Origin of the sequence: Lysinibacter sp. HNR, from assembly GCF_029760935.1 — a bacterium.
Taxonomy (GTDB): Bacteria; Actinomycetota; Actinomycetes; order Actinomycetales; family Microbacteriaceae; genus HNR.
In genome coordinates, this window is sequence record NZ_CP121684.1 from 1,873,834 (window position 1) to 1,898,352 (window position 24,519).

Here is a 24,519-nt window from a genome sequence, read left to right on the forward strand (position 1 = left end):
AAACGCAGATAACGATCACACAGATCGTTTTTACAGAACTTTGAGGGGGTTTCCCCCGCATCAACACCTATTATTAAAGCAATGATTGATCTCACACGGTTTCACACCATACTCTTTGACCTAGACGGCGTACTTACCCCCACCGCAGAGGTGCATAGAAGAGCCTGGCAAACGCTCTTCACACGCTATTTTGAACGGAAAAATATACCGGATCCCTATCAGGACAGTGATTATTTTTCCTACCTTGATGGCAAGCCCCGCTACGAGGGTGTAGAGAGTCTCCTCGAGTCACGCTCAATCACGCTGCCGTGGGGAACCCCGTCCGACTCTCCCGACGCAGAAACCGTGTGCGGCCTGGGCAACCGCAAAAACGTAGAGTTCTCACACATTCTGGCCACAGATGGAGTCAACGCCTATCCCGGTTCACTGCGCTTCCTCAACGCACTGGCCCACACACCACTTAGACTCGGAGTGGTCTCAAGCTCAAAAAATGCGGAAGCCGTGCTCGGTGCTGCCGGTCTGCGTGAAAGGTTTCCCGTTGTCATCGACGGTGTGGTCTCCGAGACCAAAGACCTCCCGGGGAAACCGCAACCCGACACATTTGAGTTTGCGGCAAGACTGTTAGACAGCACTCCGCAGCGATCCGTCGTTGTTGAAGACGCAATCTCAGGAATCCAAGCGGGGCGTACCGGAGACTTTGGACTGGTTATCGGGGTAGACCGAGGAGTTGGACACACAGCTCTTCTTCAAGCCGGAGCAGATATCGTAGTCTCCGATCTCGACGACCTAGTCCCGTCAGTTCCCCCAGCTCACACCTTCGAAAAACCCGCAGAAAGAAACCCCCTGTGAACGTTACTCCTCTGACTTCCCCTCTCTCTCCCGAGGCCTTCCTGGATCGCACCCGCTATCCCGTTGACGAGTGGGAAATAAGCGAAAAACAATTTGATGAGTCCGACCTCGGACGTAGCGAATCAATTTTTACAACCGGTAACGGATACCTGGGCATGCGTGGCAACCACGAGGAGGGGCATGAGCACCAGGAACACGGGACGTTTATTAACGGCCTACACGAGACTTTCCCCATCCTGCACGCGGAGCAAGCTTATGGTTTTGCCCAGGTGGGACAGACAATCGTCAACGCCCCCGACGCCAAGACTATCCGGCTCTACGTTGATGATGAGCCGCTGAGCCTGCGCGACTCCGAGCTTCTTCACTACGACCGCACGCTTAATTTCACGGAGGGAACACTTAAACGCTCGCTCATCTGGATGACCCCCTCAGGCAAGAAGGTTCTTGTCCAATCAGAGCGAATGGTGTCTTTTGCCGAGCGCCACCTGGCAGTACTCACCTTCACGGTGACCATGCTCGAGGGCAACGCCCCCATTGCTATTTCATGCCAGCTACTCAACCGCCAGGACGGCAAAGACGAGTACGGCGTTTTTAACAAAAAAGACGACCTCGAATTTGACCCCCGCAAAACAAATAGTTTCACTGATCGGGTGCTTCAGCCACAAATCTTTTGGCAGGATGGCCCCCGCTCCATGCTGAGCTACCGAGTCGCCCGCTCGGGTATGACGGTAGCGGTTGGTGCCGACCACTATGTTGAGTCGGAGGCCGACGTTGTGGAGAGAAGCTCCATCGACGGTGACATCGCTAAGCACGTCTTTCGCCTACAGGCCACCGAGGGACAATCTGTCACCGTCACCAAAGTGGTGAGCTATCACTCCTCACCGAGCGTCCCAGCGCGCGAACTTGTTGACCGCTGCCGCAGAACCCTTGATCGAGTAGAAACCGAGGGCGTTTCGCTTCAGTTCGATAAGCAACGCGAGTGGCTCTCAGAGTATTGGGAGCGCTCCGACGTCACGGTTGAGGGTAACCCCGCGGTACAGCAGGCAATCCGATGGAACCTTTTCCAGCTCGCTCAGGCATCAGCCCGCGCCGAGGGGCACGGAATACCTGCCAAGGGCCTCACCGGAAGCGGTTATAGCGGACACTACTTCTGGGACACAGAAATCTACGTGCTCCCGTACCTCACCTACACCTCACCGCGTTTTGCCCGCAACGCCCTACGCTTCCGCTATAACATGCTCCCCGCGGCCCGGAGACGGGCTGTCGATCTTAACGAACGCGGAGCTCTTTTCCCCTGGCGCACCATCAGCGGAGAAGAGGCCTCCGCCTACTACGCCGCCGGAACGGCACAGTTCCATATCGATGCGGATATCACCTACGCGCTCGCAAAATATGTCTCTGCCACAAATGACGACGAATTTCTTGCCCGGGAGGGCGTTGATGTTGTTGTAGAGACCGCACGAATGTGGACCGATCTGGGGTTTTGGCGCCACAGCGGGGATGAAACATTCCATATTCACGGCGTTACAGGACCAGACGAGTACACCACAGTGGTAAACGACAACCTCTTTACCAATGTAATGGCCCGCTTTAACCTTGAGTACGCCGTTAACACTGTGCGTCGCCTCGCCGCCACCCGGCCCGAGGAATACGCACAGATGGCAAATCGCCTCAACCTGGACGAAAACGAGGTGTTGGAGTGGAGCCACGCGGCACGATCAATGAATATTCCCTTTGATGAGCACCTCGGCATTCACCCCCAGGACGCTCATTTTCTTGAGCGCGAGGTGTGGGACCTAGAAAATACACCAGCCTCTATGCGCCCGTTACTTCTGCACTATCACCCCCTGGTCATCTACCGCTTCCAGGTGCTTAAGCAGGCCGACGTTGTTCTTGCCATGCTTCTGCAGGGTGAATACTTCACGGAAGAACAGAAGCTGGCGAACTTCGAGTACTACGACCCGATCACCACCGGAGACTCCACACTCTCCGCGGTAGTTCAGTCAATCATTGCGGCCGAGGTTGGGTACCACGAACTCGCCCTGCACTATTTTCACAACGCGCTCTTTGTTGATCTCGCGGATCTCCACAACAATACGTCGGACGGTGTCCACGTTGCCTCAACCGGTGGAACGTGGAGTGCTCTCGTCTTTGGATTTGGAGGAATGAAGGATCACCGCGGACACATCTCGTTTGACCCCCGCCTACCGAAGAGCTGGACGAAGCTCTCGTTTAAAATGACGATTCGCGGAACACGGCTGCGCATCACTGTCACTCAGGACAGCATCGAGTTTGAGGTCGAAGACGGTGATAGCGTGAGCGTGAGCGTACGCGGACAAAGCGTTACCCTCACATCGGCGGCCCCGGTAACCGTCGCGCTTGATGGGCAGGGACCGCGTCGATCTGGTGCCCCCAGCGCACGGGACCTGCGTGACAATCGCCGCGCAGACGGTACGCTCATTACCCAATCGGTTCCTCATCTTTAGGGTTTCTTTGCTAGCGTGGCGCTCAGCCCACAGTAGACCCTCGCCCCGTTGGAACTTCGAATCCACTATTAGAAAACAGCAATAAAAAACCGGCCCGCCCGATATCTCCCCGTCACGCAGACACCACGACTGGATAGACTAGGAAATTTTCGGATGGGCCGGTGTGCTATTCGATTCGTGTGGCCCGCTACCCCGCAGGCCACACACACGAAACTGTTTAGCTTGATTGATGGTTAGGCACGGACGGCGACAAAGGCCTTGCCCGTGTACTCACGGTAGAGCTCACATACACGCTGGAACCCACCGATAGCACGCTGGTACTGGGCGATCGAGGCTTCCGCATTTAGAAACGCCTGCTTCACCAGTACCAAATACTCTTCGGCTTCATTGCATTTGCGATGAATCTCTAACTCCATTGCATTCATAACCCCAACACTACGTAAATTTTCAGCAAGATAACCTCAAACTCTCACGAAGACTTAGGAAGATTTGAGATTTTGTTAAATACCGGGATTTTTATAGCTTTTAACCCCACATATTGATCTACGTAGCCCGAAAACAGCCTCGTTGAACTACAAACCCATTAATAAACACCCACGCGCGAGAAGCACTTTCACCTGTTATCAGAGGTGTCAGGGCATGCCCAGACCGCGAATACATCGAATACAAAAAAACCTCTGTAGGTTTGGAGTTCAGCGTGCTACGCTTGCGTAAGATGATAGACCAGTTTCGCCTCGCGGCTCCGAATTGAATGTGTGTGGTCATGGACAACACGCCGCTTCTAGGCTTTTCCCACAGCAACACACAAATCCCCTCGTGTGCGCTCAAGCACACAGTAGTTATCGAAGGTCTATTACACACTCCGGTTACCTCGGCGCTCACCGCCCAAAACCCCACTAGCTCGCTGTTTGTGCGAAGCAGGCCAGGTCTCAGTACCAAACCTACTATTCGCCCGAACGGTGATGCCGTGATTCCCCCGTCTCACGATCGACACCTATTTTCTTTGCGCGTCACGCAAAGAAAAGTCGCTTGTAAGATCATCGCGGCAACCCGTCTCGAAGACCGAGTCGGAAAACACAGAGAAAAGAGAAACACATGCCTACAGGCACCGTGAAATGGTTCGACTCAGAAAAAGGCTTCGGCTTTATTGCACCAGACGACGGAACCCCCGACGTCTTTGCGCACTATTCTGCCATTGCAACAAACGGTTATCGCACACTCGATGAGAACCAAAAAGTTGAGTTCGACACCGCCCGTGGACCCAAGGGACCCCAGGCTGAGAACATCCGTCCCCTCTAAGCGGGATCGGGCGTTAAGCGACATAAAATCGCGCTCATTCCTGTTTCCATAACGGGAATCTCACGGTTGGGTCGCGGGGTATAACTCTACCCCGCGACCCAATTTTATGCGTTTGCAGGGAGGTTTCTGGATACCGCATCTCCTCACGCAACTCACACACGCGACACGCAACAGCGTTGCAACCCTGTGGGGTGTTTCCTGAGATACAGCCTCACTCACCCGTAATAAAGTTAACAGCGTGAATCAACCCATCTCGCGTCGTTCCCTGCTTATCGGTGCAACTACCGTCCTTGCAGCAGCTACCCCCCTCGCGCTGGCCGGATGCTCCACGGTAGCCTCGCGTGATCCTGAATCCACCCGGGGAGAGATCAACTTTAACAATGAGTTGACAATACCTCCCCTCGCTGAATCCTCACAAACACCCGACGGGCACCGATCGTTTAACCTCACACCCCGGAGCTCAAAAACCGAGTTTATACCGGGGCGCGATACTACTACCTTTGGATATAACGGTTCCTACCTCGGCCCCACGATCAGGGCACAGCGCGGTGAGACGGTTGCCATCCACGTGCAAAACGATCTCTCCGAGGCCACGACGGTTCATTGGCACGGCATGAAGCTCCCCGCAGCTATGGACGGCGGCCCCCATCAAACCATACACCCGGGAGACTCCTGGACAGCCACCTGGACCATCAATCAGCCCGCCGCAACGGCCTGGTACCATCCGCATCCGCACGGACGCACGGAGGCCCAGGTAAACATGGGTTTGGCTGGAATCTTTATCATTGACGATGACACAGAGACCGGAACTCGGCTCCCCCACAACTACGGCGTGGATGATATCCCCGTTGTGGTACAGGATCGTATGTTTTCCTCTTCCGGAGAATTCACCACCAGGGAGCGGGCAGTGACCGGTTACGTGGGAGACACCATTTTGGTGAACGGAACGCTCGCACCCTACTTCACCGCCACAACCGAAACTCTCCGGCTGCGACTCCTCAATGGCTCAAGCGCCCGCACCTATAACTTTGCGTTTTCGGACGGCCGCGAATTTTCTCTTGTTGCGACGGATAGTGGATACGTTGCGGGTGCAATTCAACTCTCAAGCATTATTCTTTCCCCCGGGGAACGGGCCGAAATCATTGTCCGTCTCAGCCCCTCCGACTCCTGCGTTTTACAGTCTCTACCTTACGATTCCCGCATGAGCTTCACCCACGCAAACGCAGCCGGAGCAAACGACTCTCTCGATATCCTTCAGATCCGCGCTGCCGATCATCTGCTGCCCGGAAGCACCCTTCCGTCTCTCCTGGCCGCTGCAGAGGACGCCCTACTCACAGATGCTAACAGCGCGACAGCCCGAAAAAGATTTGAGCTGAGCGGTCACCTCATCAACGCCAAGTCGATGGATATGACACGAATTGATGAGGTGGTGGCTGCCGGAGCGGTAGAGCTGTGGGAGATTCGTAACATTCATGTCCAGGCGCATAATTTTCACGTTCACAACGCGCGCTTTACCGTCCTCAGCGTTGATAACGAGCCTCCCCCACCCCATCTCGCGGGATGGAAAGACACGGTTTTTCTCCCCGCAGGAACATCGGTACGTTGCCTGATCACGTTTGGCCCCTATCCCGATCCCTACCTGCCCTATATGTACCACTGCCACCTGCTCTGGCACGAGGACATGGGCATGATGGGCCAGTACACCGTGGTAGCTCCCGACGAGGTCAGCTCCGCCCCGCGCAAGATCACCGCCCCACCCGGCGCGGGAGCAACGGGACACCATCCCGGGATGTCCCACTGACGAGGGTCTTTGCCCGCATCATCTAGTTTTTGATGCTAATCTCACGTTTAGCGCTGTCTGCACGTTTATAGGGTAGAAAAAGATTTCCCCTGCGGGAACAGCCGCAAACAAAGGAGAAAACGTGCAAGACACAACAGGGATAGTCCACGCTATCGCACCTACTCCGCTCGGCGACCTCACCTTCGTCGCAGACGGGAAGGCACTCCGCGCGATTTATTTCCCCGGCCACTGGACGAACCCCAACGATGAGGCCCGGGGGGAAGCTGTCGATTGGGATTCAGAACCAATCTTTGCGCTTGCACTGCAACAGATCAAAGAGTATCTCGACACCACGAGAAAAGAATTCTCTGTCCCCACGGCACCGGTCGGAAACGAGTTTCAACTCAGGGTGTGGGATATTCTGCGCGCCATCCCCTACGGGAGCACCCGAACCTACGGTGACATCGCCCACGAGCTGGGCTCCCCCTCACTGGCTCGACGTGTGGGCGGGGCCGTGGGAAGCAACCCGCTCAGTATCATCATCCCCTGTCACCGGGTAGTGGGAAGCGACGGCTCTCTTACCGGATATGCAGGAGGGCTCGAACGCAAACGGTTACTACTGCAGCTGGAAGAACCACCACTCGAGGAAAGCGGCAAACTATTTTAGGAAAAGGCTCATGGCTCGGATTCTCCTTCACAGGCGACCTTGAACATCAATTATCCAGAGGTCTCCAACTCAGCGCTCTGAGCGCGCCAAGAACGATAGGCTACGGGCATACAAAGCTATATCGAGGCTACCGCACGATCTCCTACAACCCGTGCCGCCCAAACGGTGCCACAGGTTGTGCAACCAACCCGACCCTTCTTGTGCCCTTTGGCTAATCACCGAGCACCAACCACAGCAAGAAATCGAGACCCACAATGAGCAATAATTCCGGTTCAATCGCCACCGAAACAGACGCGGCCACTGCCGGTACGACTGGAGCCGACATCAGCACGAAGATAAAAACAGATACGGTCATCATTGGTGAAGATGGACTCACCCGACCCGCCTGGGCTCACGCAAACCCCCTCATGCGCGCATACTACGACACCGAGTGGGGAATGCCCGTACGCGAGGAGCAGGGTCTACTCGAACGCATCTGCCTTGAGGGTTTCCAGTCGGGTCTCTCATGGAATACAATCCTGCACAAACGAGAGGCGTTCAGAGAAGTGTTTGCAGATTTCCACCCCGAAACAGTCGCCGCCTACGGAGACAAAGACGTTGACCAGCTGATGGCCGATCCCCGCATCGTCAGAAATCGAGCCAAGATTCTTGCAACAATCAAAAATGCTCGGGCAACCATCACGCTCCGAAATGAGGGCGGTCTGGTAAAATTTGTGTGGTCTTTTCAGCCAGAGACAACCCCGGCACCACAAACACCCGCAGACATTCCCACACAGTCTCCCGAGTCTCGGGCCCTCTCGACCGCCCTGCGCAAACGAGGTTTCTCCTTTGTGGGACCCGTGACGATGTACGCTCTCATGGAGGCCATAGGCATGGTGGACACACACCTGGTAAATAGCCACAGGCGAGGTAGTTCGGGAGTGTGGGGCTAGGCGACGAGAAACTTCCAAAGCCACGTAGACGGACCTTGACACTCAAGGATACTCTGCACTAAAAGAGCCTTGGCTGTTCTATGGGAGAAAAAGATGGCGTGGCAATGCTACGCTCACGACTCTGCTCAAGTCCGTGATCCCTCATCAGAGGGCGTATCCGACCCGCCAATTGTTCTCGATATTCTCGAGGCACGTAGGCTGATGCCTTCGAGTACAGCATGTTGTACCGATCCACAAGCTCCGGATGGGTCTCTTCCAACCACCGCATAAACCAGGCTTTAACACCCGGCCGAAGATGAAGCGGAGCATAGAGAACACGGGTTGCCCCAGACTCAGCGATGAGCTGCAGGGCCCGATCCAGGTGCTCCCTGCTATCCGTCAGATAGGGCAGAATAGGCATCATAAAGACGGAACAGCTTAAACCCCCCTCCACCGCCGCGCGCACCGTGGACAGGCGTGCGGCGGTGGAGGGGGTTCCAGGCTCAATCGATTGCTGCAGCTCATCATCAAAAATTGCGATGGATACCGCCACGTCTACGGAAACACTGGCGGCAGCGTCCACCAGCACAGGTAGGTCACGCCGCAAGAGTGTGCCCTTAGTGAGGACTGAAAGCGAGGTTCCCGAGTTTGCGAGTGCACCAATAATCCCCGGCATCAGGGAGTACCGCCCCTCGGCACGCTGATAGGGGTCTGTATTTGTACCGAGCGCCACGGGGTGTCGCGCCCACGAGGGTTTGGATAGTTCCCGAGTAAGAACCTCCACAACGTTTACCTTCACGATAACTTGTGAGTCAAAATCTTCTCGCTCGTTCAAATCGAGGTATGTGTGGCTCGTGCGCGCAAAACAGTACACACAGGCGTGCGTGCATCCGCGATAGGGGTTTATCGTCCACCCAAACGGCATGGTTGACCGACTATGAACACGGTTCAACGCGCTCTTCGCAAGAACCTCATGAAACGTGATCCCCTTGAATTCCGGAGCACGCACTGTTTTTACCAGGCCGTCTAGCCGAGTCAGCCCAGGAAGGGTGCCTTGTTCTTGAGCGGTAACTTTCTGGGCATTCCATCGCATCGATACATTCGAACATATATTCGAATATTGTGCAAGTGCGCCCGTCCTTGCCGGTTGGCCTAGCGACGCTGAGCCCTGCGGTACGGAGAAACAGTTGGGTCGCCCTGCAGCCAAAAACGCCACGGAAAGAGCTCGGAACCGCCCTCCCCACCCACACCCGTTCGGGGGCCTCGAGAAAAATTGGGGAGGGGATACCTGAGTACCCTCACCAGGGCGATGCCCGGCGGGGACTCCGTCAGAGCGTCAATCCCATTGTGCTCGGGATACCTCAACCCCACAGCCCGAGCAAACCGCCCGGGACCCCGCGCCAAATCCAGATCCGTTTTACTTGTGGGTCTTCTTTGGCGAGCGATATCCCTCCCGTCAACAACCTCACCGGCACGAAAGAGTACAGCTGACGGCAACCCGACGGGCGAACAAACGAGGTTTACCGCGCTATGCATTCCATAGTTAAAGTACACGTAGAGCCCGCCCGCTACACCAAACATCACCTCGTTGCGCGGAGTCATCCCCATACGGGCGTGAGAACCCGGATCGGCTATCCGACCGGTTCCCTTCCCGTGATATGCTTCAACCTCGGTAAGACGAACGGTGACAGTCCCCTCCGGCAAGCGAGTAGTAAAAAGGGCACCCAGGAGTTCCGGAGCCACTTCTAGCGCATCCCGCTCAAAAAAGGCTCGGGTGGGGACAAGAAAATCGGTGTTACTCACGGCCACTGTGAGACCCCTACGGTCGTGACGGATCGCTCCGCACCCGCTCGTACCATTTTACAGCAGATCACGCTCGGCCCCGGTCGGGCTACTTCCTCGGTCACAACAAAGCACCCGTAAAGGCAAGAATCTCTCGAACAACCGGCTCTGCGGGAAAGAGCGTGGTGCCGTGATTTCTCCCGGGCAGGGGAACAAAGAGTCCCCCCATTACCTCTGCGGCCCGCTGCGACTGCGCATAGCGGGGATTATCTTCAGTTCCCGCCATCCACAGGGTGGGCACCGCAACGTGTACCAGAACCTCCTCGGGAATCCCCCGCTCGGTCTCAACCCGTTCAAAGTACGCGGCGAGCGCATGTGGATCGTTTCGCTCAAAAACACCGCGGGTCGAGGAGTCGACTCGGCCGCCCGCTCGTTCCTCCCATCCCTCGATAAAGGCGGACATCCCCCCGATGCGAAGAGCCTCCAGGTAATCGGGAAAGAAAAGGCGCGCCACCTGACCTGCCGATCCGGCGGGTGTACCGCCCAGCATGCTTGCGCTTGTTATGCGTTCGGGGTGGGTCACCGCCATCTCCAGGGAGAGCCGGGCCCCGATGGAGTATCCCACAAAGTGGGCGGAACCGGCCCCCACCTCATCGAGAACGGCAATCAGATCCAGGAGAAACAGATCGCGCGAGTAGGAATCTGCGAAGTGGGGTTTATCGCTCAGACCGTGCCCGCGCAGGTCAACCGTTACAACACGAAACGCCTCTCGAAACCCACGAACATAGCCGAGGCCACGCCAGCTGGCCCGGGAGAGGCCTGAGCCGTGGATCAGAAGGATGACGGGACGCTCTGCATTGTTATCATCCACCTCATAGGAAATTCGCACCCCGTCTGCAGGATTGTAAGCCTCCCCACGAATCATCGTTGCCCGCCCTCGTGCAGGGGCGCTGTCGCGGTTGCGTCACTGAGCGGACCCACGTTGGTGATCCGGATAACAGCCTCGCCGGCCGTGACCGATTCGGCCAGGTCAACCTCAGCACTCATGCCCCAGTCGTGGTCACCCTCGGGGTCATCAAATATCTGCCGAACCAACCAGACTCCGCGACTCTTTTCGGGGGTCTCATCCACAGTGATCAGGTGCGGGCCTCGTGCCTGGGGTCCAATGCCTAAGGATTCATACTCGGCAAAATAGGCGTCAAGAGCATCCGCCCAACGTTCGGAGTCCCAGCCCGAGGTCCCATCAATCTCTCCCAGTTCTTCAACCCTATCCAGGGCAGCCAGTTGCACCCGGCGAAACATTTCGTTTCTGATGAGCACCAGAAAGGCCCGGCGATTACTCAAAATGTTTCGCGGGGTGGGCGGGAGGGAGCGGGCCACCTGTTCGTGCTGGGCCGGATCGGGATGAGCCAACTCTTCCCACTCGTCCAGCAGGCTTGAGTCTACCTGGCGCACCAACTCGCCAAGCCACTCGATAATATCGAGCAGCTCCTCGCTCTTCTTCTCGTCGGGCACCGTCTGACTGATCGCCCGATAGGCATCCGAGAGATACCGAAGAACCAGACCTTCAGAGCGCGCAACCTTGTAAAACGATACGTACTCGGTAAACGTCATTGCCCGCTCGTACATGTCGCGCACAACAGATTTGGGAGACAGCTCAAAGTCGCGGGCCCAGGGGCGTTCGGCAGCGTACAGTTCAAAAGCTGCGTCCAGAAGCTCTTTCAGGGGCTTGGGATGGGTGACGTCATCAAGCAGTTCCATACGCTCGTCGTATTCGATGCCCTCCTGCTTCATCGCCGCCACGGCCTCACCCCGCGCGAGGAATTGCTGTGCGTTGGTGATGGGTCGGGGGTCTTCGAGCGTGGACTCGATCACCGAGATCACGTCAAGAGAGTGGGTAGGAATATCCTCATCGAGAAGTTCCAACGCAGCAATAGCAAACGGCGAGAGCGGCTGGTTGAGAGCAAAGTTGGCTTGAAGATCAACCGTGAGCCTGAAGCGTGTGCGCTCCTTCTCGTCCGTGTACTGCTCAACTATTCCAGCGGAACGCAGTGTACGGTAAATCTCTATCGCCCGCAGGGCCAGTTCGTATTGACGGGCTCGAGGCTCATGATTATCGAAGACTAGAGTTTTGACCGTTTCAAAAGCGTCGCGTCCCTGGGCTATCACGTTGAGCATCATTGAATGGGTAATCACCATGCTGCTCGCCATCTTTTCCGGTTCCGCCGCAATGATCCGCTCAAAGCTGGGCTCACCCCAGGAGACAAAGCCCTGCGGGGCTTTTTTGCGGATAATCTTACGTTTTTTCTTGGGATCATCTCCCGCTTTCTGGACCATTTTGAGGTTATCAATCTCGTGCTCGGGAGCCTGCAAGACAACGTCACCGGCGGTATCGTAACCGGCTCGACCCGCTCGGCCCGCGATCTGATGAAACTCGCGGGCGTTGAGCTGGCGCATCCTCACCCCGTCGTATTTGGTCAGTCCGCTCAGGAGAACCGTTCGGATGGGGACGTTGATGCCCACACCGAGGGTGTCGGTACCGCAAATGACCTTCAAGAGTCCACGCTGAGCCAGCTGCTCTACCAACCGCCGGTAGCGCGGCAGCATACCCGCGTGATGCACCCCGATACCCGCCCGAACCAGGCGCGAGAGAGTTTTACCGAAGCCCGTTGTGAACCTGAACTCTCCGATAGCCTCTGCGATTTCGTCACGCTGCTCGCGTGTGATCACCCGGATGCTCGTGAGCGATTGCGCCCGTTCGGCAGCGGCGGCCTGAGCAAAATGCACCACGTAAATAGGTGCCTGACCACCCTGCATGAGTTCCTCAATGGTCTCCTGAACCGAGGTGGTCACGTAGGTGTAGCTCAGGGGTACGGGCCTACTGCTTCCCGTGACCTCAGCGGTGGGGCGGCCCGTGCGGCGGGTAAGATCCGCCGCAAGGTCCGTGATATCCCCGAGAGTGGCAGACATGAGGATGAATTGGGTGTGTTTCATGAGGAGCAGGGGAACCTGCCAGGCCCAGCCTCTCTCGGGGTCTGAGTAATAGTGAAACTCGTCCATAACCACCTGACCGATATCCGCCTCGTCTCCGTAGCGAAGAGCCTGATTGGCAAGAATCTCGGCGGTGCAGCAGATGATGGGAGCGTCGGGGTTAACGGCAGAATCGCCAGTGACCATCCCCACGCTCTCGGCACCAAAAATCGCAACCAGGGAAAAAAACTTCTCGCTGACCAGAGCTTTAATCGGGGCCGTATAGTAGGTGCGGAGACCGGTAGCCAGAGCGGTAAAGTGCGCCCCCGTTGCCACAAGTGACTTTCCCGTCCCGGTGGGTGTTGACAGGATGACATTGGAACCAGAAACGATCTCCATCAACGCTTCCTCCTGCGCCGGATAGAGACTAATCCCCGTGGACTCCGCCCACCCGGTAAACGCCAAAAAAATAGCATCGGGGTCGGCCTCACCCGTTTCTTGCAGGGTAGCCAGCGCCGTGGGAAGTCCGGTTTTTTCACTCACCCCTCTATCCTCCCATTTTGCGGGCTGTGACGGGAGCTGTGGACCGACTTAAAACCTCAGCTGGGCAGACCATCGGCAACCAGCTAACCTAATTACAGTACGTGTGTCTGTGTACTCGACAACATCAATTTTTAAAGGAGAATCCCATGACCCATATCTCTGGCTCTCGCTATCGCGCAGTTGGTTCCTCCGACCTGATGGTTTCTCCCCTGGGACTCGGGGGCAATGTCTTTGGGTGGACCGCCGACAGGACATCCTCATTTGACGTTCTTGATGCATTCTTTGATAAGGGTGGCAATTTTGTCGATACTGCCGATGGCTACTCACACTGGGCTCCCGGTAACACCGGTGGCGAAAGCGAAGAAACAATCGGAGCGTGGATGGACTCTCGCGGTAACCGTGATGAGGTCATCGTTGCCACCAAGGTGAGCACCCACCCAAAGTACGAGGGACTCGCGGGGGCAAACATCCGAGCGGCTGCTGACGCATCCCTACGCCGACTAAACACCGATTACATCGATCTTTACTATGCACACTTCGATGATCCACAGGTTCCACTTGAAGAGACACTCACCGCGTTTAACTCCCTCATCGAAGCGGGGAAGGTACGATTCATTGGAATCTCCAACTACTCGGCAACGCGTATCGACGAATGGATGTCTCTCACGGAAGAAAATTCCTTCTATCGCCCCGTGGCCCTGCAACCACACTACAACCTCATGGAGCGCGATTTTGAGTCAGAGCTACGGATCAGAGCTCAAAAATATAATCTCGGGGTGTTCCCCTATTTTTCGCTCGCCAAGGGATTCCTCACCGGAAAATACCGGGGTGAAACGGTAAACAGCCCTCGCTCCTCAGAGGCTCATAAGTACCTAAACACCCGAGGAGAACGGGTGCTTGATTCCCTGGACGCCATTGCTTACCGCCAGGGTGTCGGCGTGGCTAGCGTGGCTCTAGCCTGGCTCCGCGAACAGCCAACCGTGGTCGCCCCCTTGGCTAGCGCTCGCGACCTGGAACAGGTTAAAGCCTTGATTACGTCCATGAGTCTTGACCTCAGTCCTGAAGAACTCGCCGCGCTATCGGCCGCCTCAGATGTCTAAACGCAAGACGAGAAGCCACACCCAGGGCACGGGTTTTCTTATTCATCACGGCACCAAGCCCGAGCCAAACCCACTGGTGTCAACGGGATTCCTTCCTCCTCCCGAAACGGTTAGCCAGATTATTACCGAGGCCTACTCCACTTTTCTGCATGTTCAAGACGGTAGAGTTGCGAACTACATTCCCAGTCTTGCGAGTACCTCACCCCACCTTTTTGGTATTTCCCTGGCCGATATGAACGGTAATCTCTACTCCGTGGGCGACAGCACACACAGCTTTTCAATGCAGAGTGTGTCAAAGCCGTTTGTATTCGCCCTAATCCTAGAAATCATCGGCGCCCACGAGGCCCAAGAAAAAATTGGTGTTAATAACACCGGACTCCCGTTTAACTCGGTTCTTGCCCTGGAGATGCAGGAGGGAAGAACGTCGAACCCCATGGTTAATGCGGGGGCAATAGCCACCACCAGCCTTGCTCCCGGTGACACCGCGGAGGAGAGATGGCGATTCATTCACGACGGGCTTAACCATTTTGCCGGTCGGGAACTTACCCTAGATCACGATGCGTATCACTCAGAATCCGCCACGAATCAGCGCAATAGGGGCATCGCACAGCTACTCGAAGGCTATGGAAAGATTTATTCCAACCCGGAGGAGGCCACCGATAACTACACCAAGCAGTGCTCTCTGCGGGTCACCACCGAAGACTTAGCCGTGATGGGGGCAACCCTTGCTGATGGGGGGCTCAATCCCCTTACCAAGCAGCAGGTTGTCAGCCCTGAAACGTGCAAGCGGGTGTTGGCGGTACTGGCCTCGTCCGGTCTTTATGAACGCTCCGGCGAGTGGCTTTACAATATCGGCCTACCCGCAAAGAGTGGGGTGAGCGGTGGTCTCGTAACGATTTCCCCGGGTAAGGGTGGAGTTGCTTCGTTCTCCCCACCGCTGGACTCTGCGGGCAGTAGCGTGCGTGGAACTCTTTCCGCTTCTTTCCTTTCGGAAAGGCTAGGTCTTAATCTTTTTGCGTCCAAGCCGATACAGTAATCACCAATATCAGCTAATCGCCGGTTTGTATATGCGCAACAACACTTTCAGAGGAAGTCCATAAGCAAGCCGGGGAAAACCGATAATTTTGCCAGGAGCTAACAAAACGTTCTAGTCTATTTACTATCGCGCAATGTCGGGTGACCGAGTGGACACCTGGTTCCCAGTATTGATAACGCACCGTTACCTCGTAATATGTACAATTTTGAACGTCCAACACCTAACCGGTAATACCCACAAGGCACTTCATGTCACACTCTGAAAAGAATCGCGCTCAGCAGCTTCATCCGAATTACACCGCCCCGCTGTCGAAGCACAAAGGAAAGCTTCGCAGCATTCTCATCTCTCGGCCTGCCCTTGCCGTCACGCTCATCCTCGGCCTCCTCGCAGCACCCTTCACAGTGTCATCGGGGGCAACAACTGCCCACGCAAACACCGATGGGACCGGCGTCATCATCAACGAAGTGTACCTCAAGGGTGGCAGCGCCAACGCCGTCTACAACCAGAAGTTCATCGAACTTTATAACCCCACCCAGACAGAGGTCTCTCTCGGCGGATGGTCGCTCCAATACCGCGCAGGAACCAACACCGCACCGGTGACAAGTAACAACGTTGCAGCCCTCAGCGGCACCATACCCGCCGAAGGCTATTTTCTTGTGGCCATGAGCGGAAACGGTAGTGTCGGAGCTGACCTACCCACCCCCGATCTTTCTATCGGACTCAACCCGAGCGGGACGCTGGGCCAACTCTTTCTTTCATCAAGTACCGAGCCGCTAACCGTAGGCGCGGGATCCCTCACAGGCTTACCCGCTATTCAAGACTTTCTGGGGTATGGCGCTAACGCAGCAGCTTTTGAGGGATCGCCTGCTCTTGTGACCGGCGCAAACAGCGTGCCTAATTCCCTTGCCCGCACCAATTTTGTCGACACCGATAATAATCAGGCAGACTTCACTCATCCCTCCACGATCACCCCCCAGAGTGCTACCAACACTGACCCCGAAGATCCAACGACTCCACCCATTGTGGGCCCTCCTGTGCCTCCGCCAGCAGAAAAACTCACCATCGCGCAGGTTCGAGGTACAGGGGCCCTCTCTCCCTACCAGGGCAAAAAAATTACCACCTCGGGCGTTGTCACTGCGACGTACCCCACCGGCGGATACAGCGGCTACTACATCCAAACCCCGGGAACAGGTGGAGACCTGAATCCGGTCACACACACCGTATCGGACGCAATTTTTGTCTTTTCTGGCGCTACCGTTGGGCACGTTGCTATCGGCGATCACGTTGAGATTACTGGCACTGTTGGCAGCTATCAGGGGCTCGCCCAGGTGACGGTAAGCAACACTTCCGACCTGGTAAAAACTTCTGAATCAGTCGTGGACCCCGTTCCGGCCCGAGTTTCTTTGCCCGCAACCGAAGCGCAGAGAAAAGCGTTTGAGGGAATGCTTATGGAGCCACAGGGCGACTTCACGGTGACAAACACCCACACCACCAACCAGTACGCAGAGATAGGTTTGGCCGCAGGAGCAACACCACTCATCACCCCCACAGAGATCGCCCGCCCAGGTAGCGCCGAGTATGCTCAAGTGGTCGCTGACAACGCTGCCCGGTCGGTTACCCTGGATGATGGTTCCTCCACCAACTTTCTTACCACCTCCAAGGACACCCCCCTTCCGTATCTATCAAGCTCCGAACCTGTGAGCGTGGGATCCTCCGTAACCTTCAACTCGGCCGTTATCTTTGACTACAGAAATGGTCGTTGGAAGTTCCAGCCGACCACGCAGCTCACGGCAGAAAACGCTGCGAGCACACAACCGGTAAAATTCTCCAATGTACGCACCCCCGAGCCCAATCAGGTCGGTGGCACGATAAAACTCTCCAGTTTCAACGTGCTCAACTACTTCACTACCACGGGAGACAGTATCCCCGGCTGTTCCTTCTACAACGACCGGCAGGGCAATAAAATAACCGTTCGATCTGGTTGCGACGCGCGGGGAGCCGCAGATGCACAGAATCTCTCACGGCAGCAAGAGAAAATCGTCACCGCCATCAATACCCTCGACGCAGACGTGGTTGCTCTGGAAGAGATCGAAAACTCCGCAAAGTTTGGTAAAGATCGGGATAACGCTCTCAGCACGCTCACTGCCGCTCTCAACAGCGCAACCACAGGCAACCCCTGGGCTTACGTTCCCTCCCCCAGTACGCTTCCTCCTCTCAACAAGGAAGACGTGATTCGCACGGCGTTCATCTACAAAGAGGATGTGGTCGCTCCCGTAGGAGAGTCACGCATCCTCACAGAGGGAACCGCGTTTAATAACGCTCGCAAGCCTCTTGCCCAACAATTTGCGGCTAAAGGTGACGAAGGCGGCGAAACCTTTATTGCCATCGCAAACCATTTCAAGTCAAAGGGCTCCGGCAGCGGAGCGGACGCAGACACGGGTGACGGACAGGGGGCTTCCAATCACTCACGAGTGGCACAGGCCAACGCCCTGATTGACTTTTCGGAAAAACTACAGCAATCACAGAACACCAACAAGGTGTTTCTCCTGGGCGATTTTAACGCGTATAGCCAAGAAGACCCTCTGATCACACTCGCAGATGCGGGTTATACCGACCTCGGTGCGGCAACGGGTAAGTACACCTACTCGTTTGACGGTGCGAGCGGTTCCCTCGACCACATATTGGCCTCTGAGGGGGCGGCTCCACACGTTGCCGGAGCGGACATCTGGAACATTAATGCGGGCGAGTCAATAGCCCTCGAGTACAGCCGCTACAACTACAACGCAACCAACTTTTACGACACCAGCCCCTATCGATCGAGTGACCATGACCCGATCATCGTGGGCATTGATCTGAACACCACGTTCTTGCCAGATGTTCCGATTAACCTGCTCAGCATTAATGATTTCCACGGACGTATCGACTCGAACACGGTAAAATTTGCGGGAACCGTTGAGCAGTTACGACAGCAGCACGGCGATGCCAACACCCTGATGCTCTCCGCCGGGGACAACATCGGTGCCTCACTCTTTGCCTCCTCAATCCAGCAGGATCAGCCCACCATTGATGTGCTCAACGCACTCGACCTACGGGCAACGGCGGTGGGCAACCACGAGTTTGATACCGGTTTCACCGATCTGGTCGATCGGGTGATCGGTCCCGAGAATAATCCCAACGCCCTCTTTAGCCATCTTGGTGCCAACGTTTACGCTCGCGGCACCACAGATCCGGTTCTCGACGAGTACGCGCTCTTTGATGTAGAGGGCATCACGGTGGGAGTCATTGGGGCCGTCACCGAGGAAACCCCCACCCTGGTGTCTCCGGGTGGAATCACCGATCTCAGCTTTGGTGATCCGGTTGATGCGGTCAACCGCGTTGCGGAAAAACTGACCGATGGAAACCCCGAGAACGGGCAGGCCGATGTTCTTATCGCGGTTTATCACGAGGGTGCCGGTGCCGGCACCCCCGACGGAGCAACCCTTGAACAGGAGGTTGCCGCAGGTGGTGCCTTTGCAAAGATTGTGACCGAAACAACAAACAGTGTGGGTGCCATCTTTACCGGACACAGCCACAAACAATACGCGTGGGATGCCCCAATCCCGGGGAAAGACGGGCAGACTCGTCCCATACTTCAGACGGGAAACTACGGCGAGAATGTGGGACAGGTTGTTCTCTCAGTGAGTCCCGACAGTAAAGAAATCACAGATTACACCGCTAACAATGTCCCCCGCACCACCACAAATGACGTCGATTTGATCACTAGTTATCCGCGAGTTGCAGAGGTAAAAAGCATTGTGGATGCAGCGCTCAGCGAGGCCGCAGTCATCGGTAACCAACCCGTCGGAACAATATCGTCGGACATCACAACGGCGTTTAGCGGAGGAAGCTACGTAAACGGTGTCTACACGGGAGGAGACCGTGATAATCGAGCTGCGGAGTCTGCCCTGGGCAATCTGGTAGCCGACTCTCTCGTGTCCAGCCTCTCATCTGAGGAACGGGGCGGCGCCACAATCGGCGTGGTTAATCCGGGGGGCCTTCGAGCAGACCTTCGCTACGGGGCTGATGGCGTGATCACGTACGCGCAGGCAAACGCTGTTTTGCCCTTCGTAAACAACCTGTGGACCACCAGTCTGACGGGTGCTCAGTTTAAAGCCGCCCTCGAGCAGCAATGGCAAACAGACGCGCAGGGTAATGTCCCGTCCTCTCGCCCCTTCCTCAAGCTTGGTCTTTCACAAAACGTGCAGTACACGTTCGACGAGAGCAGGGCACAGGGTGACCGGGTAACCGGCATCTGGATTGACCACAAGCCCATCGACGCCACCGCCAGTTACCGAATCGGATCGTTTAGCTTCCTCCTGCAGGGAGGAGACAACTTTCGTGTGTTCACTCAGGGAACCAACACCAGAGACTCCGGGCTGGTCGACCGCGACGCCTGGATCGATTATCTTCGAACTAATCCCGGTGTGGGTCCGTCGTTTGCTGCCCGCTCGGTTGCGGTGACTGAAGCACCCACCACACCCCTCAACCATGGGGATAGCGCCGCAGTGACTCTCTCCGGCGTTAACCTGACCTCCCTGGGAAGCCCCGAACACACAACACTCGTGACTCACTGGGAGTGGCCCGGCGGATTTACCGTCCCCCTCGTCAGCGATGTTCCGGTGTCTAACGGCACAGCCTCTTTTGCGGTCCCAATTCCCGGCCTCTCACCTGCTCCTTTTAGCGGTGCGTCCACGTTGACGAGCACCGCCGCCCTCACCAAAATTGGTGCTGAACGCTTTACCCGCACCGCCGCCCTCACCACAGTAGACACTACTGCCAGAACGGCTAACTTTACCTCCGGTGAGATTGTTGTCACGCTAGAGGAGTCCGGTACTACCGTGCGTATTCCCGTGGAGTTGACGAGCAACCAAATAATCACTCCTCCCAACGATAAACCCACGAGAAACCCCTCTCCCACCACCGATGACCAGCTCACGGAGCACAATAAAAACCTCATATCGGTATCACCCGATGTGGTCTCTCCCGGCGACACCATCACCGCCTATCTCGGTGGGTGGCGCGGCGGGGGATTTGATGACGGCTGGCGCGGAGGATGGACAAGCGTGTGGATGCACTCCTCCCCCACGATAATCAGCGACGGGTGGGTTCAGGTTTCCAGTGCGGGAACAGTGTCTGCTCGCATTCCCCTTGATACCGAACACGGAAAACACCGGATCGTGGTGCTTGACTCCGAAGATCAGGTGATCGGCTGGGATGAGATTACTGTAGTTGCTGGCAAGGAGAAGGGAAGGCTCTCCCAAACAGGTTCGGAGTTCGGCGCGTGGACTCTCGGAGCTCTTGTCCTCCTTGCCGTGGGCACGACGCTTATTGTTCGCCGACGCAAAGACAACCTCACCCACTAGTCAAGATACTTTGCGAGGTCTCCTCACCGTCACGGTTAGCGGTGAGGAGACCTACCGAGCCCCGGAGATGCGCTTCCACTCCGCAATCTTGGCCTGTCGTCCGTCCCCCGATGACTTACCGGTGAGCCTACGCTGCACCCAGGGCACAACGTGATCTCGGTAATACACCGCGTTCTCACGAAATCCGGGACGGGGGTTGGGCCGCTCCGCCCTGACCTGCCAGTCACTCGGAGCCGGGTAGTGCAGGGCCTGTAACACTCTGCTCGCCACCCGGTGATGCCCTACCGAATTGAGGTGCAGACGATCGGGGGACCAGTACTGCGCGGCAGATAGTTCGTGATCTGTCCAATTATCGACAAAAGGAATCGCGTTCTTTGCCGCAATGCGGCGCACCTCGTTATTAAGAAGATCACCCTTACGCTCGATTGAGCCCCCCAGGGGGAGCCCTCGCGTGGGATTTCCGCCGCTCAGAAGAACAAGCTGAGCCCCACTTTCAGAGACCCGCTCTATAACCGTTTGAAAGAGCGCAATGAGTTCAGCAGCATGGGTGCGAGGACGAAGCATGTCATTACCACCACCGTTAAAGGTGACGAGGGTCGGGGAGAGTGCAAGAGCCCGATCCAACTGCTCATCAATAATCACGCGAAGCAGTTTTCCGCGAATCGCTAGATTTGCGTAGTACACAGCCTCAGAGGAGGCTTGGGCAAAGCCCTCCGCTACCAGATCCGCCCATCCACGAACGTAACCGTTCGACAGCTCGTCGCCAACTCCCTCGGTGAAACTATCACCCAGGGCCACGTATTTAATCTCCTGCATCATCACAGCATATTCCAACAAGACAGAATCTTTGAGAGAGGGTCGCGCAGAACGCCACTCACCGACTACGGTCAAAGAGAACGAAGTTTTTCGCAGTTCCACCACATAAGGAGACCTGAATGTTTGACTACGACCCCTATAAAGTACTTGCCCCGGTTCCTTCCTTCACGCTGATGAGTGACGAGATTCAGGATGGTCGATTAATGCCCGCGGCCCAGTACTCACAGTCCGTGGGAGGAAGCGATGCCTCTCCACACCTTTCGTGGAGTGGTTTTGCTCCCGAAACAAAAAGCTTTGCTCTCACCTGCTTTGACCCGGATGCCCCGACGGCTTCCGGGTTTTGGCACTGGGCTGTTTTTAATATTCCGGCTGAGGTCACCACCCTGGAGAGCAACGCCGGCGCCCCCTCCAGCCCGTTACTTCCCTCCGCGGCTGTAACGCTTCCCAATGAGATGCGACTCAGCCACTTTATCGGAGCCGCACCGCCCCAGGGAACGGGTGTCCACCGCTACTTTTTTGTTGTGCATGCTTTAGACGTTGAATCACTCGACATCGACCCGAGGGCAACACCGGCTGTTCTCGGGTTTAACCTTCACTTCCACACGCTCGGACGGGCGATCCTCACTGGCCTGGGAGAGTTTGGTGCCCCTGCCTAGGGATAGTGAGATTCAACCCAGGGCCAACTGACCTCCGCGCTCAGGAAGGGGAACATGGATGGTTTATCAACCTCAACGATGATCCATCCGTCGAAGGGTTCTGACAGCTGAGACAAGAGGAATGCTTCCAAGACCCGGCTCATAGAAGAAGTTGTCGCTCATAACCTGATAGTAGGACTCCCCCAGCTCTCGGCTTTGCTGTGCCCTTTTCACGTCAATGTCCTTTATGTGCAGATCAGCGATGCGGTCCCCGTATTTCTTCATAAGCGCGGTAAAGTCTGCCCCACCCACGCAAGGTGGCCTATGTCGAATCCCGCCGCGAGCAGATTCTTTGGTATGTGGTCGAGGACATACTCGGTTTCGTACTGGGTCTCGACCTAGGTTCCTACGCGGTTGTGGAGGGACGATTTTACACCCTCCGCTACCAGAATATCTGCAGCATCCGCCAGGAGCTCGGTTACACGGTCAAGCCTGTCCTGGTCGAAATTATGCCCGATGGCTGCGGCCGTCTCAAGACGACTTCTATGACCAGCAACGTCCATATCCATCGCAAGAAAAACTCGATCAATACCCATGAAGTTTGATTCTTCAGCGCGGCGACGTAGCGGATCAAACCAGCGAAAATACTCAGCACTGTGACGCCTCAGTGAGAGGCCCTGATCCTCGGGGAGTCCAATCTAAACATAACCGGGGGCAACACGTAGTCCAGAATCGTCGATGACACGCCTGTATGGTTGCAGGGTTTGTGCGGGGAGAACCTCCAGCATGACCGCGCCAAACCCCGAGTCTTTGACCTCACGCAGCACTCGTGGCTGCTTGGTGAGAAAAGCGGGCTTGGTGTATTCCCACTCGACGCTGACATCAATCCATTGAAGGGCGTTGAGGGCAAACTGGTTATGAGAGAGCGTCATGGGGGACTCTTGGGCTAGTGAGAGTGGTTATGATCGCATAATTGCAGAGAGGAAAGGTGAGTAATAGCGCGTAAAATTGTTGGCCTTGTATACAGAAACGGGGGTGAGAGATATATACCCCACCCCCGCATTCAGCACAGAGCTAAACAGGAAAACGAACACTTGCGGCTACCGCACCGCCACCGGGCATATCGGGTTCTCTGACCGCAAAAATACTGGCCTGTGAGAGTAACGCCCGGCGTAGTATTTCGTCAACCACGCCGTAGTTTCGAGCGTCGTCGGACGGAGCCAGCGTTATTGCACCGGACTCCTCGTCAATGATCCCGGGTATGTTCCGATCGATATCTACAAAGAGGGTCTCAACCGCGCCGAAAGTGGCGGCCCTGGCCACATCGCTGAGGTCGGTGATGGCCTTTCCGTGTGCTCCCCTGCTCGCCATGACGTCTTTAAGCTCTTTGAGCTCGGCTGCGTATAGATCATCGAGGATTTTGCGGGCTTCGGACGCGAGATCGGCGTCTGTTGTCTCTTCGGGATTTCCCTGAATACTGGCTTCTGCCAGATTAGGGTAGGTATTCACCGATCGGAATATACCCAGCATAGGTTCGGTACCCGCGAGTATGAGAGGAAGGTTGATTCCCGTGAAAGCCGGACGTAGAGCCTGGTTGATCGCCCGGGCATACTGCCGCAGACGCACTTTATGACCCTCGGAACCCTGTATGCGTCGGTCGGGAGAGCGACCGTTAATTGATTCAAGGCCTACAGCATCAGCAGCGTCTTCTGGCATTCCGGGAATCTCCACAACAACGGGTGGAGCGTCCGCAGAAATTTCGATGAGGCGAACCGAATTGACCGCAAGGGCGAGAACAAAAGCGGCCTGTGGAAAGGTGACGGCGCGCAGCAGAGGCTTAACGTAGAAGCGATCCGCTACCTCAACCGTGGACTCTAGAACATTGGGTAACCGGAAGGTTTGAATTGACTGGGGGGTAACAAACAGTGCCAGACTGCGAGAAAGATAACGCCAAAAGGAGCTGTCTTCGATCAGACCTTCGAGCTGCTCTTGGACAGATTCAATATCTGCCTTATGCGCTCCCACCGCTCGCAGCTGCTCAACCGCAGAGGCGGTGAGGTTTTTGAGTTCGATTCTTGAGATCTCTGTTTCCGAGGGAATCGGGTTCGTCTGCAGGTAAATAGAAACAGAAACCGGTTCCCGCTCGTTCACAAGCTGCTCAATATCGGCTCGTGTCGGAATGTCAATATAAAGCATGACATCAACCCCTTCGTAGTCTCTCAATAAGCGGATTGGGCGGTTGA

Annotated in this window: 20 protein-coding genes; 10 read left to right on the forward strand and 10 right to left on the reverse strand. The window is 56.1% G+C overall.

Features of this window, described 5'->3' with window-relative positions:
• Positions 1-81: 81 nt before the first annotated feature.
• Entirely contained in the window at positions 82-849 is a 768-nt protein-coding gene (locus FrondiHNR_RS08425) for an HAD-IA family hydrolase (RefSeq protein WP_279352338.1), read from the forward strand.
• Positions 846-3,335, forward strand: a complete 2,490-nt coding sequence (locus FrondiHNR_RS08430; RefSeq protein WP_279352339.1) for a glycosyl hydrolase family 65 protein — start codon at positions 846-848, stop codon at positions 3,333-3,335. Before FrondiHNR_RS08425 ends, FrondiHNR_RS08430 begins: the two co-directional genes overlap by 4 nt.
• A gap of 233 nt (positions 3,336-3,568) precedes the next feature.
• Here the strand turns inward: FrondiHNR_RS08430 and FrondiHNR_RS08435 are convergent, their stop codons facing one another.
• Positions 3,569-3,760: a hypothetical protein gene (locus tag FrondiHNR_RS08435; RefSeq protein WP_279352340.1), complete on the reverse strand. Its 192-nt coding sequence runs from the start codon at positions 3,758-3,760 to the stop codon at positions 3,569-3,571.
• A 670-nt stretch (positions 3,761-4,430) separates the two neighbouring features.
• Between FrondiHNR_RS08435 and FrondiHNR_RS08440 the strand changes: the two genes are divergently transcribed.
• From FrondiHNR_RS08440 to FrondiHNR_RS08455, 4 genes are all read left to right on the forward strand, one after another.
• Positions 4,431-4,634 (forward strand): cold-shock protein, encoded by a 204-nt coding sequence (locus tag FrondiHNR_RS08440; protein ID WP_279352341.1) that lies wholly within the window; start codon positions 4,431-4,433, stop codon positions 4,632-4,634.
• Between the two features lie 238 nt (positions 4,635-4,872).
• Positions 4,873-6,435: a multicopper oxidase domain-containing protein gene (locus tag FrondiHNR_RS08445; protein ID WP_279352342.1), complete on the forward strand. Its 1,563-nt coding sequence runs from the start codon at positions 4,873-4,875 to the stop codon at positions 6,433-6,435.
• 121 nt (positions 6,436-6,556) lie between these two features.
• Positions 6,557-7,081 carry a methylated-DNA--[protein]-cysteine S-methyltransferase gene (locus FrondiHNR_RS08450; protein ID WP_279352344.1) on the forward strand — a complete coding sequence of 175 codons (525 nt, stop codon included), beginning with the start codon at positions 6,557-6,559 and terminating at the stop codon, positions 7,079-7,081.
• A 335-nt stretch (positions 7,082-7,416) separates the two neighbouring features.
• Positions 7,417-8,013, forward strand: coding sequence for a DNA-3-methyladenine glycosylase I (locus tag FrondiHNR_RS08455; RefSeq protein WP_279354510.1), 597 nt, complete (start codon positions 7,417-7,419; stop codon positions 8,011-8,013).
• A gap of 58 nt (positions 8,014-8,071) precedes the next feature.
• Here the strand turns inward: FrondiHNR_RS08455 and FrondiHNR_RS08460 are convergent, their stop codons facing one another.
• The 4 genes from FrondiHNR_RS08460 to FrondiHNR_RS08475 all read right to left on the reverse strand — a co-directional run bounded on the left by FrondiHNR_RS08460 (position 8,072) and on the right by FrondiHNR_RS08475 (position 13,287).
• Positions 8,072-9,085, reverse strand: a complete 1,014-nt coding sequence (locus FrondiHNR_RS08460) for an Rv2578c family radical SAM protein (RefSeq protein ID WP_279352345.1) — start codon at positions 9,083-9,085, stop codon at positions 8,072-8,074.
• Between the two features lie 59 nt (positions 9,086-9,144).
• Positions 9,145-9,795 (reverse strand): DNA-3-methyladenine glycosylase, encoded by a 651-nt coding sequence (locus FrondiHNR_RS08465; protein ID WP_279352346.1) that lies wholly within the window; start codon positions 9,793-9,795, stop codon positions 9,145-9,147.
• Between the two features lie 100 nt (positions 9,796-9,895).
• Complete coding sequence (locus FrondiHNR_RS08470; protein WP_279352347.1) at positions 9,896-10,699, reverse strand: alpha/beta hydrolase; 804 nt, start codon at positions 10,697-10,699, stop codon at positions 9,896-9,898.
• Positions 10,696-13,287, reverse strand: coding sequence for a DEAD/DEAH box helicase (locus tag FrondiHNR_RS08475; RefSeq protein WP_279352348.1), 2,592 nt, complete (start codon positions 13,285-13,287; stop codon positions 10,696-10,698). The genes FrondiHNR_RS08470 and FrondiHNR_RS08475 overlap by 4 nt, the downstream gene beginning before the upstream one ends.
• 146 nt (positions 13,288-13,433) lie before the next feature.
• Here FrondiHNR_RS08475 and FrondiHNR_RS08480 point away from each other — a divergent pair, with 146 nt between their 5' ends.
• The 3 genes from FrondiHNR_RS08480 to FrondiHNR_RS08490 all read left to right on the forward strand — a co-directional run bounded on the left by FrondiHNR_RS08480 (position 13,434) and on the right by FrondiHNR_RS08490 (position 20,825).
• A complete protein-coding gene (locus FrondiHNR_RS08480; protein WP_279352349.1) occupies positions 13,434-14,387 on the forward strand; it encodes an aldo/keto reductase in 954 nt (317 codons plus the stop codon).
• On the forward strand, positions 14,380-15,423 hold the full coding sequence (gene glsA / locus FrondiHNR_RS08485; protein ID WP_279352350.1) for a glutaminase A: 1,044 nt from the start codon (positions 14,380-14,382) through the stop codon (positions 15,421-15,423). The genes FrondiHNR_RS08480 and glsA overlap by 8 nt, the downstream gene beginning before the upstream one ends.
• A 248-nt stretch (positions 15,424-15,671) precedes the next feature.
• On the forward strand, positions 15,672-20,825 hold the full coding sequence (locus tag FrondiHNR_RS08490) for an ExeM/NucH family extracellular endonuclease (protein WP_279352351.1): 5,154 nt from the start codon (positions 15,672-15,674) through the stop codon (positions 20,823-20,825).
• Between the two features lie 51 nt (positions 20,826-20,876).
• Here the strand turns inward: FrondiHNR_RS08490 and FrondiHNR_RS08495 are convergent, their stop codons facing one another.
• Positions 20,877-21,641 carry an SGNH/GDSL hydrolase family protein gene (locus FrondiHNR_RS08495; RefSeq protein ID WP_279354511.1) on the reverse strand — a complete coding sequence of 255 codons (765 nt, stop codon included), beginning with the start codon at positions 21,639-21,641 and terminating at the stop codon, positions 20,877-20,879.
• A gap of 119 nt (positions 21,642-21,760) precedes the next feature.
• Here FrondiHNR_RS08495 and FrondiHNR_RS08500 point away from each other — a divergent pair, with 119 nt between their 5' ends.
• On the forward strand, positions 21,761-22,297 hold the full coding sequence (locus FrondiHNR_RS08500; RefSeq protein WP_279352352.1) for a YbhB/YbcL family Raf kinase inhibitor-like protein: 537 nt from the start codon (positions 21,761-21,763) through the stop codon (positions 22,295-22,297).
• Positions 22,298-22,369: 72 nt separating this feature from the next.
• Here FrondiHNR_RS08500 and FrondiHNR_RS08505 read toward each other — a convergent pair whose 3' ends face one another.
• The 4 genes from FrondiHNR_RS08505 to FrondiHNR_RS08520 form a co-directional block, all read right to left on the reverse strand.
• Positions 22,370-22,510: a hypothetical protein gene (locus FrondiHNR_RS08505; RefSeq protein ID WP_279352353.1), complete on the reverse strand. Its 141-nt coding sequence runs from the start codon at positions 22,508-22,510 to the stop codon at positions 22,370-22,372.
• Positions 22,511-22,674: 164 nt separating this feature from the next.
• Positions 22,675-22,872 (reverse strand): hypothetical protein, encoded by a 198-nt coding sequence (locus FrondiHNR_RS08510; RefSeq protein WP_279352354.1) that lies wholly within the window; start codon positions 22,870-22,872, stop codon positions 22,675-22,677.
• A 102-nt stretch (positions 22,873-22,974) separates the two neighbouring features.
• Positions 22,975-23,208 carry a hypothetical protein gene (locus FrondiHNR_RS08515; RefSeq protein ID WP_279352355.1) on the reverse strand — a complete coding sequence of 78 codons (234 nt, stop codon included), beginning with the start codon at positions 23,206-23,208 and terminating at the stop codon, positions 22,975-22,977.
• 142 nt (positions 23,209-23,350) lie between these two features.
• Positions 23,351-24,472 carry a hypothetical protein gene (locus tag FrondiHNR_RS08520; protein WP_279352356.1) on the reverse strand — a complete coding sequence of 374 codons (1,122 nt, stop codon included), beginning with the start codon at positions 24,470-24,472 and terminating at the stop codon, positions 23,351-23,353.
• Positions 24,473-24,519 lie beyond the last annotated feature (47 nt).

What these genes read in the sequence shown, in the direction of transcription:
- FrondiHNR_RS08425 (WP_279352338.1), top strand. Translation starts at nt 82, where the DNA reads ATGATTGATCTCACACGGTTTCACACCATACTCTTTGACCTAGACGGC.
- FrondiHNR_RS08435 (WP_279352340.1), bottom strand. Translation starts at nt 3,760, where the DNA reads ATGAATGCAATGGAGTTAGAGATTCATCGCAAATGCAATGAAGCCGAA.
- FrondiHNR_RS08440 (WP_279352341.1), top strand. Translation starts at nt 4,431, where the DNA reads ATGCCTACAGGCACCGTGAAATGGTTCGACTCAGAAAAAGGCTTCGGC.
- FrondiHNR_RS08460 (WP_279352345.1), bottom strand. Translation starts at nt 9,085, where the DNA reads ATGCGATGGAATGCCCAGAAAGTTACCGCTCAAGAACAAGGCACCCTT.
- FrondiHNR_RS08470 (WP_279352347.1), bottom strand. Translation starts at nt 10,699, where the DNA reads ATGATTCGTGGGGAGGCTTACAATCCTGCAGACGGGGTGCGAATTTCC.
- FrondiHNR_RS08480 (WP_279352349.1), top strand. Translation starts at nt 13,434, where the DNA reads ATGACCCATATCTCTGGCTCTCGCTATCGCGCAGTTGGTTCCTCCGAC.
- glsA (WP_279352350.1), top strand. Translation starts at nt 14,380, where the DNA reads ATGTCTAAACGCAAGACGAGAAGCCACACCCAGGGCACGGGTTTTCTT.
- FrondiHNR_RS08490 (WP_279352351.1), top strand. Translation starts at nt 15,672, where the DNA reads ATGTCACACTCTGAAAAGAATCGCGCTCAGCAGCTTCATCCGAATTAC.
- FrondiHNR_RS08495 (WP_279354511.1), bottom strand. Translation starts at nt 21,641, where the DNA reads ATGCAGGAGATTAAATACGTGGCCCTGGGTGATAGTTTCACCGAGGGA.
- FrondiHNR_RS08500 (WP_279352352.1), top strand. Translation starts at nt 21,761, where the DNA reads ATGTTTGACTACGACCCCTATAAAGTACTTGCCCCGGTTCCTTCCTTC.
- FrondiHNR_RS08510 (WP_279352354.1), bottom strand. Translation starts at nt 22,872, where the DNA reads ATGGGTATTGATCGAGTTTTTCTTGCGATGGATATGGACGTTGCTGGT.
- FrondiHNR_RS08515 (WP_279352355.1), bottom strand. Translation starts at nt 23,208, where the DNA reads ATGACGCTCTCTCATAACCAGTTTGCCCTCAACGCCCTTCAATGGATT.
- FrondiHNR_RS08520 (WP_279352356.1), bottom strand. Translation starts at nt 24,472, where the DNA reads ATGCTTTATATTGACATTCCGACACGAGCCGATATTGAGCAGCTTGTG.